Consider the following 13,191-nt stretch of genomic DNA (forward strand, 5'->3'; position numbering starts at 1 on the left):
TTCAGATGTATATACTTCAAGTGCGGTGTATGACGATTACGGGAATGTTACGGAATCAACGGATGATCGGGGCTCAAAATCGTACTATACGTTCGATGACAATCACCTCGTTAAAACAGCGATAGAACCTCTAGACTCCAACACCAATGGCTATGTTGAATTTGTACGAAATGGGCAAGGAGATATTGTTCAAACTACTGTTCGCGAGAACAATGCAAGCGGTAAATTACTGCAGAAGGTGGAGTATGCGGATAGAGACTCGTACGGGAATGTCACCAAGCAAATCATTACTAATGATGATAAGACGGTTACTACTCTGAGCGAGTTCAGCAGTCAGTATGGTAATGCATTCCCTACTTTGCAAAGTGTACAAGTGACGAATGCGGATGGAGATATTTCAACAGTCAGCAAAAAAATCAGTTATAACAAAGAAACGGGACTAGTCAGTGCTTCGACGGATGGAAATGGCCATGAAACCGCTTATGAGTATGATGCACTTGGGCGTGTGATTAAGGTAACCTATCCCGATGGAAACAACATAGGCGCATCTTACGACGATCAGGAAAATACGGTAACCGTAACGAATGAACTGGGAGTAAAGTCTAGAACGCGTTGGAATGCTCTAGGATGGAACATTGAGACTGGCTTGTATAATGGCACAGAGTATCAAGTTAAAACAAAATCGGCTTACGATCACAATGGCCGACTGGTATCGAGTGAAGATGCATTAGGAAATCTCACCAGATATACCTACGATGGTTTGGATCGTCTGACATCAACAACTTACCCGGATGGTTCTACGGCTACATCGACTTACAACGATGCTCTTCGCCAAATAATACAAGCTGATGGAGAAGGCAATAAACAAATTAACACTTACGACAAGTGGAACAGAATTGAGATAACGGAAGAACAGCCTGCTAATCAAGATCAAAGTACGGTTGTGGCGAAGTTCGAATACGATTGGGTCAACGACCAGGTTCTAAAAGATTATGATGCTCTGAATAACACCACTTCTTACAAGTATAATTCATCAGGCAAAGTTAATTCGGTTACAGATCCTAACGGAGACATCACCAAGTATGACTATGATATGCTTGGAAATCTAATTCAAACTACCTATCCTGATGGTAACGTTAAGTCGAAGAGTTACGATGAGCTTGGACGCGTTATTCAGAACAAAGACGAAGTCGGCCAGTCCGAAAAACAGTATTTTGATCCTAGTGGAAATGTAATTCGTGTGGTAGATCGAAACGGGAACTCGACGGTTTTTGAATATGACAGCCGCAATCGTTTGAAAACACGGAAAAGCAACAGTGAAACGGTAAGTTATACCTATGATGCAGCCGGTAAACGTCTGTCGATGACGGATGGAACCGGAACAACTTCTTACGAGTATGATAAGTACACGGAACTGTTGAAGACGATGACTTACCCGGATGGATTAACCCTTAGCAATCAATATGATGCAGGAAATAATCGAATACACATGGCAGGTCCATTCGGAGCCGAAACATTCTATACTTATGACAACCTGAACCAAGTGAAAACGGTAGGAAGTGTAGAAAAGCAACCGGACACAACGTATCAGTATTATAAAAATGGACTGGTTCAAGGCGCAGTTTCCAGCAATGGTTACGAAACTCAAAATCGGTATACAGGCTCAAAATTGACGGAGTTAAATCATGCGCTGGCAGAAAATGTTACCCATCATTTCGAGTATGGTTATGATGATAATAAAAATATCAGAGAGCGCCTGCAAAACGGAATTAATGATTCATTTACGTATGATGAGCTAAATCGAATAAACACCTCGACAGAAAATAACGAGACTTACACCTATGACTCCCGAGGCAACCGTCTTACCTTGATGACGGTTCAAGAATTAAAGACGAAACCAAGAGAATATAGCTATGATGATCAAAATCAGTTAACAAGGGTTAGTCTGAATGGTCAAACCGTCGAATACCGGTATAATGGAGACGGTCTGCTGGTTGAAAGAATTCAAGGCGGAGTACACACGCGCTATTATTATGACAGCAACAGTGAACAAATTATATCCGAAGCAACCGTAGAAAACGGAAAGGCCAATTTGGTCGCAAATTACACAAGAGGACTGAAGCTGGAAGCTATAGAATATGCAGATCAAACCAAAGCCTATCCGTTATATAATGGACACGGGGATTTAATAGAGCTGAGAGATTCAGCAGGGACGTTACTGAACCAGTATCAATATGATATATGGGGAAATATCATTTCCGAACAGGAGAAAGTCCATAATCCATTCCGTTATTCCGGTGAGTTGTGGGATGATGAGGTTGAGTTACAATACCTGAGAGCCCGCTGGTATGATCCGTCGGTTGGTCGATTTATAAATGAAGATACGTATCAGGGGCAGCTTACTGATCCGCTAAGTTTGAATTTGTATACGTATGTGCAGAATAATCCATTAATTTATTTAGACCCGACGGGGCATAGACATGAGCAAGGAGCCGGATTTACGGTCACCCCGGATATAACAACACTTACACTTGCCGAATTAAGACAACAGCTTCCTAATTTTAAATTTGTGGATCATAAAGAGATGTTTTATGAGGCGCAGCAATACCAATCTTTGTGGTATAACGGAAGTAAAGCATTTGATCGTCTTGACGCTGCGTCCTTAAGCCATAGTTCGTATGTTGTCGTCAAGCTATACTTCTTACGGAAAGATGGCCAGGATTTATCTGAGCTAACGGTAGGGCAGCTAGATAAAATGAGCTTTGACCTATCCAGCGCCGGGTTTAAAATTGATTCAATTGCTCTAGGTTTATATGGCGCGTCTTATGGGGTTAAGGAGACGAGTGAACCAACACAGAGTGGGAATAAGCTGAAGTTGCATTTGCAGCAGTTTGGTGGTATGACAACCAAAGAAGCTACGGCGGCAGCAAAAAAACTTGGGTATACAAAAACCAACTTTACATCTCATGGCCAACCTGTCTTTAAGAAAGGAAATAAATATATTACCCCTGATGTAGATGGACACAATGGTGGGATATGGAAAATGGCTGATTCTGTGAAAAACTTAGGCAGTAAAAGTACTAGGATGGGTACTTACGATGAAAACTTAACTTGGATTGGAGATTAAATAGAATGCATTGCTGGAGAATAACAAAGTATGATCCTGCATATCGCGACTACGAAGGGAACTTTAAAAAGGAGGAGTGGACATCATTTTCTGATATTGGGAGAGTATTTGGAGGAAAGCAATTTACCATAACAGAATATCTGTCTATAGAGAGTAAGTATATCAGCGCAGTAACCATTCTTATGGATTATATGAATGTATCTTCATTGGAAATTAGCAATCTAGAGAAATTTGAAGATAGTATTGTTCAAAATCAGTATGTTACAAGAAATATGGTCGAGATGTTTACGACTATTAAAGATGGTGATAAATTTAACGTTACAAATATCCCTGATTTATGTAAACTAATTCTTCGTGAGCATTCATGGGGAAAGTTGTCCACGTCTTCAATGTTTGTTCATTTTGGTTATGACTTCTATATGTATATTGGACTGCAAAAAGAATGCCGACTTGGGCTAAATGAGATTAGAGAGTCGGGGTTATTTATAGAGGCATTTACCTCGCCGTATCTAATCTAAAGATTACGATTAACCTTGATTGGCTCCGTGCTTTTCAAGGTTTCTTTTTTTGGCGGAGACTACCCAGTACCGAATGGAACCTATCATCAGGTTCAAAATTCTAAGTTATCGAACAGGTGAGTACATTAACTAATGGGAGAATGTACATGGATAAAACAAACGTGAAAGTAGAATTCATTATCACTGGTGAAGAGTTTAACGTTACTGAGATAAGCGATTTATTAAAGCTAATTCCGTCGAAATCTTGGGATAAAGGAGATGATATACCTGGAAAGAGCATCAAAAGAGTGGAGACAATTTGGATGATTGAAACTGAATATGAAGAATCTCTTGACATCAACGAACAACTGTCTAAAATTCTTGACAGTATTTTAGACAAAAAACTTATCTTGAAGGAAATCAAAACAAAGTATAGCCTTGAATATGTTTTTGCAATAGTAATAAACGTAGAAAATAATGAAAAGCCTTCAATGTACTTTAATCATGATTTTATTGAATTTGCCAGTGAAATAAAAGCCGAGTTTTACGTAGACCTATATATTTACTCATAAGTCATAGTTTTTATCTTGTCGTCAAGTTATATTTCCTACGAAAGCATGGCCAAGATTTATCTGAGCTAACGGTAGGGCAGTTGGATAAAATGAGTTTCGAAATTTCCAGCGCTGGGTTTAAAAATTAATTCAATCGCCCTAGGCTTATACGGTGCGTCTTATGCGGTTAAAGGGACGAATCTTTGTAGCAACCATTCTTACTGACCCAAGCACAGGTACTAAAGTGAGAATACATGCAGAGCCTGGGGGAGGTACTCCTTATTTTAGGGTTCAAAATAAGGGCGGGGGCTATCTTGATGACAATAAGCAAGAATTAAGAGATGCAACACATTTCTATTTTGTTAGCAGGTGAGTTGGCTACCAATTTGCATGATGTTCTAGAAAATTTCGATTTTACAGATAGCATAGTTACTGAAGTGAAATGGGATGACAACCTAATAGACCTGATAGTAGTTGTCGATTACTATTGGGATATTCAAGATGGTCGTGACACTACAAGACTATTAAAGATCATTTTCAAAAATTGCATGAAAGCGGATTTTCAATTCAGCACAGAACTTCCCTTAACTTCTCATGAAGTAAACAAAGAAAGTCTCTTTACAATTGTCCTTTTCAAAGAGATGGCGGAGAGTAAAAACAACTCGTATAAGCAAAATCATGTGGGGATTTTTACTACAAACTACTCAAAACCGTGGTTGTCGGTAGTATGTTCTGATGTAATGTTGGAGGAATAACACCATCTATGAACCTTGATTGACTTCGTGTCCTTCAAGGTTTTTTCTTTGGTAAGGCTACCCAGTGACGAATGAATCCATCATTCAACCATTAATACTTATTTTCAGAGCCATAGAGAAACTCCTTTCAGGTATACAGGGATAGCCGATAGGGACTGATGGTCCAGTAATAAGTGAGTTATGTATATATATGAACAATATCTGCTCAGTATGAGGTCATAATGGGTTAGAAGAAACACCCTATGATCAGGACGGAAATCCTCCTATGAAATAAATGGCCTGCATTTCAATTAAAACGGCAATTTTTATTGAAATGGCACTAAAATAGGGGAGGTACAATCATATCCGAACGATTTGATATATTTTTGAAGAATATTAACATAGGAATGCAACTATTAGATTAGAAGCGTGTAGCAGGATAGGGATTGAATATCTATCCTACTACTAAGGGGTGATGAAGTGAAATATTGGATCACAGGACTTGTAGTTTTTACTGTACTGTTTTTTGCTTATAGCATATTTAATGGAACGCCGTGGGGGAAAGAAAACATGAGGAAAGAATCATCAAGATACTTGCAGGACAAGTATGGTGACGAGATGAAAATTGAATCGGTAAAGTATGATTTTGACAATTCATTTTATTTCAAGTATAGGTACTATACAGTAGTTCACTTAAAGAAGAATCTACAAAATCAATTTCAAGTAAACAAGTACAAGGAGAAGTTAACGGACAATTATTATATATCCTACTGGGAATATGAAGTTAAAAATGAGATTAAACAGCAATTTCACCAAATATCAAGTGTGTCGTTTCAATTGAGGTCTGATCCATCACAAGATCGATCAGAAATTAACGGAATATATCCGCCTAATTACCATGAAATAAAGAAAGAAATCAAGGAAAAAGATATGCCTGAATTAAGACTATGGATTAGTGTAAATGATGACAAGCAAGAGCAAATTATGAATGCAATTTTTGAAATCGTTTTGTTTCTTAAGGAGAAGGACTACAGATTATCGTCTATTAGTTTTATGTTAGATAATCAAACAAATAATGAGTCATATTATCTGAGTGGTATGGATTTAAAAGAGGTTACTGATCTTAATTCACTGACAAACAGGCTAAAGTAGTTTTTTATTCACCACATGCGAGTGTGACAACTGCATGTGGTCTTGTTTTTTACGAGTCCTGCCGCCCCGTGCACTATGCACCCGTTCATTTAGTAGGCGGAAGAGAACGAAGCCAAGCAAATACAGCTATTCATGCCAATGAAAAAATGATTCCAATCGAGGAAGCATTGCAAAAGTGCAATAGGAAGCGGCAGCGTACTATAATGGTTTCTAGTGTCCAAGATTTGATGGCCATGTTGACCGCTCACCGTAAACCAGTCAAGGCCACACTTGACTGGTGATTGGATTCCTTTGCTGGGACAGCCACGTGGTGAGCGATGGGGTGCAGGGGACGAGTCTCCTACGTTTCCCTTAGTAAATTATCCTCATAAATGTGTCCGGGGCAGCCCCGTGCTGCTCCGGACTTTTTGTTCATTTATATAGGTGAAACGGATCAATTGTGGGATATTATGCCAACTAAGGAATTGTGAGGCCGGCGGCGGGTTGATAGAATGTATTGAAGTGTTTTTTCCATAAAATATCTAAATGTCCAGGAGTACGGAATGAATAGGACAAACTATGTGCTGTCGCAAGATGAATGGTTTTACCTGTGCTTGCTTTCCGGTGCCACTACCTTGTTCGGTTTGGAAAATGTGCTGAATGGCCTTAATTTGCAGGAGGCCCGCCAACGATGGGAGATCGTGTCCGGGCGGCTGAAGAGAAAACATATTTTGACGGAAGAAGATGAGGATCAACTATACATAAAGCGTGATTATGCCGCGATTGCGGAAATTTTGTCGTTTCCGGACCAGGTGTTTGCTTGCTTGGTGGAAAAAAACGGGGCAGTCTCCATGGAATTTATCCATTGCCGGGCGGGGATGTTCACGCGCTTAACTGGGGAAGAGACTTGCGAGGTCCAGCTTTGCACCGGCGGGAAGAAGCGATTGCCATGCTCCGGGAGCAGTTTTTGCTTAGCGATTGTGAGCAGGAGGCATTTTACCCTCTACCCGCGGCGGAGGCCAATTACGCTCTGGCGCTTGCAGGTGCGGGAGAACAAGGAGCGGCAACGGTTCTTTGGCAAAAGCTTGGGATAGACGGCCAAACCTCGTCAGACTTAGCGGAAGCCTTTGGGCCACAGTCCGATTGCCGGGTCATTGCCGGATACCACTTGGCTTCTGGAGAGGAGGCCGAAGCGCTGTTTACCTGTGCGCGAACAGAAAAAGGAACCTGGATGCTGGGGATGATGCCGGAGCGAAGTCAGGCCCTTTTGTTTCGGCGCAAACCGCTTTCCGCTCTTGAACAACTTTTTGCGTTTCCAAGTATGTTGGGGAAAGGAGGGGGAACGTCTTGGAACTGAAGGTTGATCCGGCCCGCATTAACGGGCTCGCAGACGAAGTACGCCGGTTGGAGCAACAGTTCGGGGATCAAGTCACAGTTACGCTAAAAAGGGTATCGGAGTTAGCCAGTAGAACAAGTTCGGCTTATTCCGAGCCGGGAGTCCGCTCCGCAATATCTGAAGTGGAGCGGCGGATGGAGCGGATTAGGCAGCTGTCCCGGGAGATCGGCGGCGAATTGCGCACGAAAGAGAAAACGCTGCGCTGGGCGGCGAACGAGTATACTCGCCAGGAGCAGGAGTCCTTTTTAAAGGCGAAGCAGTTAAAACTTCCAGTTACCTTAAATAAATTTGCCGCGCTCCCGACGACTTCAGGGAATAAAACGGCCGTCCTTCCTTTGCCGTTTTCGGCGTTTTCCTTATTCTCCCGGGCGGCGGTTTACCTCCCTATCACCGTAGAGCCACTTACGAAAGAACTGACCCTGGATCCGGAGCATAAGAGCGACGAAGTGTTAAAGCTACAAGAAAGATTGCAGGAACTGGGATACGAGCTGGAAGCAAACGGTTATTTTGACTCGGCCACGCTGGCAGCAGTTAATCGGTACAAAGAAAAATACGGCCTGGACAATACCGGCGATCGGCAAGGGATCGTGGATGAAAATGTGTGGCGGACTTTGTTCGGGACGCTGAGCGGGCTGCTGACGGTGCAAATGCACGGTCAAACCTATTCCGAGCCGTTGAAAATGGCGCAGCTGCGGTTGCAAGAGCTGGGGGTTGAGGTCGAGGCGAACGGCTATTTTGATGAAGCTACCGTACGCGCGTTGGAAGGGTTCCGGGAGGTTTACGAGAAGGATCAAGACGGGCTCCAGGGTGTAATCGGGCAGGCAACCTGGCAGGCGCTGTTTAATATTCCGAAAGTGGAACCGGTTGAGGAGGCCAAGCACGAGCCGCAATACTTTATTATGGCCGATGATCCGCGAAGCTATTCGCTGGACGATGTGCTAAACCGCGATGATCCGGAAGTTCAGGAGCGGCTGAAACAGACCTGTTGGGCAGATTTGACCAAGGAAGAACAAGACAGGATATATAACGAACAGAAAGAGCTTGAGAAAAAAGAAGAAAACGAAATGCGGCAAAAACAAAGCGGCATCGGCAATCCTTTTTTCGCGAACCTAATGGTCGGCGGGTCAAATGCCGTGGTGAACGCAATCAACACGGCCTCGGCAGGATTGCCGGAGCTGCTTGCCGAATGGATTATGGGACCGGAGCCGGAAGGATACGTAAATCCGCTGGATGATCCGTACGGCAAAGGAGTTGGCGAAGCTGCCGGAAATGTAGCCGGGTTCTTTTTGCCCTTTAAATATGTGAAGGCAGTGAAAACACCGGCGGCCCTCTCCAAGCTATCGCCGACGGTGGTCAGATCCATGACGGCGGGAGCGATCTTCGGCACGGCTACCGAAGCATCTGACGCGGTAACCGACTTCAAGCATGACGGCGACCAAGACCTCATTGACCGCGCCCAAAATATCGCTCTGGATACCGCTATGGCCGGAGCCGGGGACGTGACCTTCACCTATGCGTTTAAGCTCATTTCCAGCGCGCTCAAGAGTACAGCGGGACAAAAGCTGAACGGGTGGCTGAAGCGTTCGGAAGTGGATGAGGTGCCGGCAACGCAAGGAAACTTGGAGACGCTGGTACCGAGTAAGATGGCTGAGGGGACGAGTAATCTTTTCAATACACTGGAGAATTTAGGGTTAAATACACCACAGAATATGGTTCGTGCTAAAAAATTGCAAGCTGTAGGTGTAACAGAAGAGAACATCACTAAAGTGATTCAAAATGAAATGAACTCTTCCACGTTTATTCAAAAGAAAATTTTGAACTTGGATGAATTTAAATATCTTAATGCTGAACAGCGAAGTGCAGTAATTTCAGCAATTAATGATGGTAGAGTTGATATTTCTAAGTGGACGGGTAAAATATCAGGGGAATTGGATGGCTTAACTCGAGAAGAATGGTTGGCAATCGATAAATACATGGGGAACGGAAAGAATGTCTATAGAATTCCCGAAAACGCAAAGGAAAAGGTAGCTGATTTTGTAGTTGATGAAGTTAAGGTGGAATTCAAAGGTTTGCTTACTGATACGCTTGAAAGTATTGAAAGTAAGGCATTTAAATACGCTAGAGAGAGTTTCACACCGTTACCTGCAGGTAAAAACGCAGATTCTTTGGTTTTGGATGTTTCTTCAAATGGTCAGAGTATTACTTTTGAGCAAGCGAGTAATATTGCAAATAAAATTAAGGAGAAATTCCCAAACAAAACTATTGAAATATGGACATCAGATGGGGATGTCATTAAGTAGGAGGATATCATGAGAAAGACATGCAAGTGCGGAGTAACTCTGTCGGATACAATTGTACCTAATAATGTAGTTTTTTGGACTTATAAGGCAACTGAAAAAAATCAACTTATTAAAAATTTTGAAGGAGAATTTACTGATCTAACTCAAATTGCAATTTGGTACTGTGAGGAATGTAAACGATTTTACTATTGGGGTGACGATGGAAAAGTATATACGTATGCACTAAGAAACGAAGAGGTGTTAGACTATCATAATATAGACTGGGAAAAAGATGAGAGTTTGTACTATTCTTTTAATGATTTTGAGGAAGAAGAACTAAGAAGTGAAATGAAGAGAACGGGTGAACTTGCTATTCCAAGGAAAATAAAAATACTAGAAAATAGGAATAAAATTGCGATTAAGTCAAATGGAAATGAAGCTATAAAGCTATATCAGCTAGAAAATGTTGAATAATGTAACAGCAAATTGTAAAGAACGTATTAATGCAATTACAACGGCAGTATCTCTTATGGAGAAAATGGAGAGTATAACAAGAACTAAATGCCGTCGCCGTCACAGTAGGGAGGGAAAATCCATGAATCGTTTTCCATTAAATGAGCCCTGATACGGCGGGAGAATGTCAGGACATGGATTTGATCTTGATGATCTTCCCTCTGCGCCGCATCTTGCTGTATCTCTTTGTCGGCCGGATGCTCGGCTGCGATGATAGTATGTTTTTAAAACATCATAAATTGGCAGATTCGGAGGGTCATATTGGAGAGAAATTAGAAATTGTGAAAGAAGAATTAATACAACTGAAGCTTACATGGATGAATTTTTAGTTGTTCAGAGATTGAAGAGTCAATATGCACAATTCGTTTTTGACTAATAATGATATGAGTGATTGCTATTTTTTAAGTATATCATTCGAAGAAGTGAATCTCTCGGAGTGTATACTGAGTAAAATAGTATTTGATTACGCCTCCCTAATACATTCAAATATAAGAATTTGTGTAGGTATAAAAGCGTCTTTTGATGGTACAGACCTTAGCTTTGTTAATATATCTGGATATGACTTGAGGCGAGCATCATTTCGAAGAGTAAATTTAAGCTACGCAAAGTTTTCTAATGTTGACTTAACAAATGCTCTAATACACGAGAGGCGCAAAACCAAAAACGGTGCTTGACCACCAGAAAAGGCACAGATCCCTTAACCGAGCTGCCATTCTAACGGTTGTCAGCGCCGTTATTTTGGTAAAATGCCGAGGAAATTAATTTTAACGGTTGTGGCAGAGCTTATTTTGCCTTTTTTCTGCAGATTCGCGTCTTTTTCGCCTAAATAGGCGCGATCATAACCGTTAGAAATTGAAACCCTGTCTTTTCGGCTAATTAGGCGCGATTACAACCGTTAGCGTTAGACCGGTGGCCCGGAGATCCAGAGACCCGAGGGCCGAACCGTTCACTCCATACGAAAGGATCGGCCATCTGATCTTGTAGTCCGTCACTGATTTCGGCCCACGGCTTACGTCTCCATTACAACATCTTCCGCAGATGCTTCTGCCCGTCGTAGGAGAACAGCGCGCGTTTGTCTTCGACCACGGTTTCCAGGTGGACGGGGCGGCCCCATAAACGGTAGACGTGGGGGAGCGTATGCTCCAAGTATTTCAGGTCGAGCTCAAGGCCTTCATATTGATGTTTTAGCAGCAGTTCGCCGGAGCGCAGGTAGTCGCCGTCCTGGACGACGATGTACGGGGAGCCGCCGTTTACGCGGGTGGCTACCAGTTGATCGCGGATGTGTTCCCACGTCTTATCGGTGATTTTCCATTCCGGGCCCTGCTTCTCGAAAATGTACAGGTCGAGGTCGCGCACCAGGTCCTTGGTCAAATAGCTGCGCAGGAAGGAGATATCGGAGTCGAGCTCGCGCACTTCGAAAATCTTTTCCCGGCCCTGTCCGGGCTCGCGGCCGAAGCGCTCCTGTTCCTCCTTCGTCGGATTGTCCCAGCGGCGTTCGATATCCTCGAAGATTTTCAGCCCGAGATAATACGGGTTAAGGCTTTGCTGCGAGGGCTGCACGACCGAGGCGTTCAGCTTGGCGAATTCGATCGTTTCGTCGCTGGTCAGGTCGAGTTCGCGGATAATGCGCTGGTGCCAATAGGAGGCCCAGCCTTCGTTCATGATCTTAGTCTCCATCTGCGGCCAGAAGTACAGCATTTCCTCGCGCAGCATGCTCATGATATCCCGCTGCCAGTCCTCCAGCGTTTCCGAGTATTCCTGGATGAACCAGACGACGTCTTTCTCCGGCTCGGGGGGGAAAGAGGACTCTTTGGCTTTGGTTTTGGCTTCGGCTGCGGCTTCGCGTTTGTTCGCGATCACGTCGAGTTCCCACAGGTCGTCGTATTCCTTCGGCTTGATCCGCCCCTGCCGCCCTTCTTTGGCCAGCCGCAGCTTCTCTTCCATCTGCCGGCGTTTGTCGTACCGTTTCGGCTTGATGAGCTGCGGGTCGACATGCTCCTGGATGGCCAGCACGTCGTCGAGGAAGCTTTCCACCGTACCCGCGCCGTAGATCAGTTCGTAGCGGCTGATCCGCTCGGCGGTGGCGGACATGCTTTCTACCATATCCCGGTTGGTGCCGGAGAAGCGGACGTTGTTTTTGAAAAAATCGCAATGCGCCAGCACATGCGCGACGATCAGCTTGTTTTGGATCAAGGAGTTGCCTTCCAGCAGAAAGGCGTAACACGGGTTCGAGTTGATAACGAGCTCGTAGATTTTGCTGAGCCCGAGGTCGTATTGCATTTTCATCTTATTGAACGTTTTGCCGAAGCTCCAATGCGAAAAGCGGGTAGGCATGCCATAGGCGCCAAACGTATAAATGATGTCGGCGGGACAGATTTCGTAACGCATCGGATAATAATCGAGACCAAAGGAGTCGGCGATTTCCATAATTTCCGCGATCGCGTATTCGAGCTGCTCATGTTGGCTGTTCAACTGGCCGCACCCCCTTCGCGTTTGTGGAAAAACCGCTTCAGCGCGTTATAAACCTCGCCTTTTTCCTTGATGACGTAATACATGAATTTCTCCTGCTTGATGTTCCGGTAAGCGGACATCAAGGTGCTGCCGCGGTTGTACTGGTTGACCTCACCGTAGCCGAACAGATTGCAGCGCTTCATGAGCTCGACGATCAGCTTGGTGCAGCGTTCGTTGTCGCTCGTCAGGTTATCGCCGTCCGAGAAATGGAACGGGTAGATGTTGTAGCTGGACGGGGGGTAACGGGAATCGATGATTTCCAGCGCTTTTTGGTACACGGACGAGCAGATCGTGCCGCCGCTTTCGCCGCGGGTGAAGAACTCTTCCTCGCTGACTTCCTTGGCCTCCGTGTGGTGGGCGAGAAACACGATTTCCACCTTTTCATACTGCCGCCGCAAAAAGCGGGTCATCCAGAAGAAAAAACTGCGCGCGCAATATTTTTCGAACGCGCC

Annotated in this window: 12 protein-coding genes; 10 read left to right on the forward strand and 2 right to left on the reverse strand. The window is 44.0% G+C overall.

What is annotated here, in order from left to right; all coding sequences use genetic code 11:
• The first annotated feature begins 25 nt into the window (after nucleotides 1–25).
• The 10 genes from NYE74_RS32500 to NYE74_RS33455 all read left to right on the forward strand — a co-directional run bounded on the left by NYE74_RS32500 (nucleotide 26) and on the right by NYE74_RS33455 (nucleotide 10,902).
• Nucleotides 26–3,127: a toxin C-terminal domain-containing protein gene (locus NYE74_RS32500; protein ID WP_316561575.1), complete on the forward strand. Its 3,102-nt coding sequence runs from the start codon at nucleotides 26–28 to the stop codon at nucleotides 3,125–3,127.
• Between the two features lie 5 nt (nucleotides 3,128–3,132).
• Nucleotides 3,133–3,645, forward strand: a complete 513-nt coding sequence (locus NYE74_RS32505) for a hypothetical protein (RefSeq protein ID WP_036624834.1) — start codon at nucleotides 3,133–3,135, stop codon at nucleotides 3,643–3,645.
• A gap of 146 nt (nucleotides 3,646–3,791) precedes the next feature.
• Nucleotides 3,792–4,196 carry a DUF4279 domain-containing protein gene (locus tag NYE74_RS32510; RefSeq protein WP_036624831.1) on the forward strand — a complete coding sequence of 135 codons (405 nt, stop codon included), beginning with the start codon at nucleotides 3,792–3,794 and terminating at the stop codon, nucleotides 4,194–4,196.
• 320 nt (nucleotides 4,197–4,516) lie between these two features.
• Nucleotides 4,517–4,930, forward strand: coding sequence for a hypothetical protein (locus NYE74_RS32515; protein ID WP_124331680.1), 414 nt, complete (start codon nucleotides 4,517–4,519; stop codon nucleotides 4,928–4,930).
• A gap of 459 nt (nucleotides 4,931–5,389) precedes the next feature.
• A complete protein-coding gene (locus NYE74_RS32520) occupies nucleotides 5,390–6,061 on the forward strand; it encodes a YfjL-like protein (RefSeq protein WP_124331679.1) in 672 nt (223 codons plus the stop codon).
• 542 nt (nucleotides 6,062–6,603) lie between these two features.
• On the forward strand, nucleotides 6,604–7,134 hold the full coding sequence (locus NYE74_RS32525) for a hypothetical protein (protein WP_341005535.1): 531 nt from the start codon (nucleotides 6,604–6,606) through the stop codon (nucleotides 7,132–7,134).
• A 253-nt stretch (nucleotides 7,135–7,387) separates the two neighbouring features.
• Nucleotides 7,388–9,736, forward strand: coding sequence for a peptidoglycan-binding domain-containing protein (locus NYE74_RS32530; protein ID WP_341005536.1), 2,349 nt, complete (start codon nucleotides 7,388–7,390; stop codon nucleotides 9,734–9,736).
• A 9-nt stretch (nucleotides 9,737–9,745) separates the two neighbouring features.
• Nucleotides 9,746–10,189 carry a hypothetical protein gene (locus NYE74_RS32535; protein WP_036624815.1) on the forward strand — a complete coding sequence of 148 codons (444 nt, stop codon included), beginning with the start codon at nucleotides 9,746–9,748 and terminating at the stop codon, nucleotides 10,187–10,189.
• 173 nt (nucleotides 10,190–10,362) lie between these two features.
• On the forward strand, nucleotides 10,363–10,557 hold the full coding sequence (locus NYE74_RS32540; RefSeq protein WP_036624813.1) for a hypothetical protein: 195 nt from the start codon (nucleotides 10,363–10,365) through the stop codon (nucleotides 10,555–10,557).
• A 54-nt stretch (nucleotides 10,558–10,611) separates the two neighbouring features.
• Nucleotides 10,612–10,902, forward strand: a complete 291-nt coding sequence (locus tag NYE74_RS33455) for a pentapeptide repeat-containing protein (RefSeq protein WP_227872678.1) — start codon at nucleotides 10,612–10,614, stop codon at nucleotides 10,900–10,902.
• Nucleotides 10,903–11,248: 346 nt separating this feature from the next.
• Here the strand turns inward: NYE74_RS33455 and NYE74_RS32545 are convergent, their stop codons facing one another.
• Together NYE74_RS32545 and NYE74_RS32550 are read right to left on the reverse strand one after the other, a co-directional pair.
• A complete protein-coding gene (locus NYE74_RS32545) occupies nucleotides 11,249–12,700 on the reverse strand; it encodes a SpoVR family protein (RefSeq protein ID WP_036624811.1) in 1,452 nt (483 codons plus the stop codon).
• Nucleotides 12,697–13,191, reverse strand: a 495-nt coding sequence (locus tag NYE74_RS32550) for a DUF444 family protein (protein ID WP_341005537.1), incomplete at its 5' end; no start/stop codon positions are given. The genes NYE74_RS32545 and NYE74_RS32550, both read right to left, overlap by 4 nt.

Source organism: Paenibacillus sp. FSL P4-0127 (assembly GCF_038007325.1).
Lineage (GTDB): Bacteria > Bacillota > Bacilli > Paenibacillales > Paenibacillaceae > Fontibacillus > Fontibacillus macerans.

What these genes read in the sequence shown, in the direction of transcription:
- NYE74_RS32510 (WP_036624831.1), top strand. Translation starts at nt 3,792, where the DNA reads ATGGATAAAACAAACGTGAAAGTAGAATTCATTATCACTGGTGAAGAG.
- NYE74_RS32515 (WP_124331680.1), top strand. Translation starts at nt 4,517, where the DNA reads ATGCAACACATTTCTATTTTGTTAGCAGGTGAGTTGGCTACCAATTTG.
- NYE74_RS32540 (WP_036624813.1), top strand. Translation starts at nt 10,363, where the DNA reads ATGGATTTGATCTTGATGATCTTCCCTCTGCGCCGCATCTTGCTGTAT.
- NYE74_RS33455 (WP_227872678.1), top strand. Translation starts at nt 10,612, where the DNA reads ATGAGTGATTGCTATTTTTTAAGTATATCATTCGAAGAAGTGAATCTC.
- NYE74_RS32525 (WP_341005535.1), top strand. Translation starts at nt 6,604, where the DNA reads ATGAATAGGACAAACTATGTGCTGTCGCAAGATGAATGGTTTTACCTG.
- NYE74_RS32505 (WP_036624834.1), top strand. Translation starts at nt 3,133, where the DNA reads ATGCATTGCTGGAGAATAACAAAGTATGATCCTGCATATCGCGACTAC.
- NYE74_RS32535 (WP_036624815.1), top strand. Translation starts at nt 9,746, where the DNA reads ATGAGAAAGACATGCAAGTGCGGAGTAACTCTGTCGGATACAATTGTA.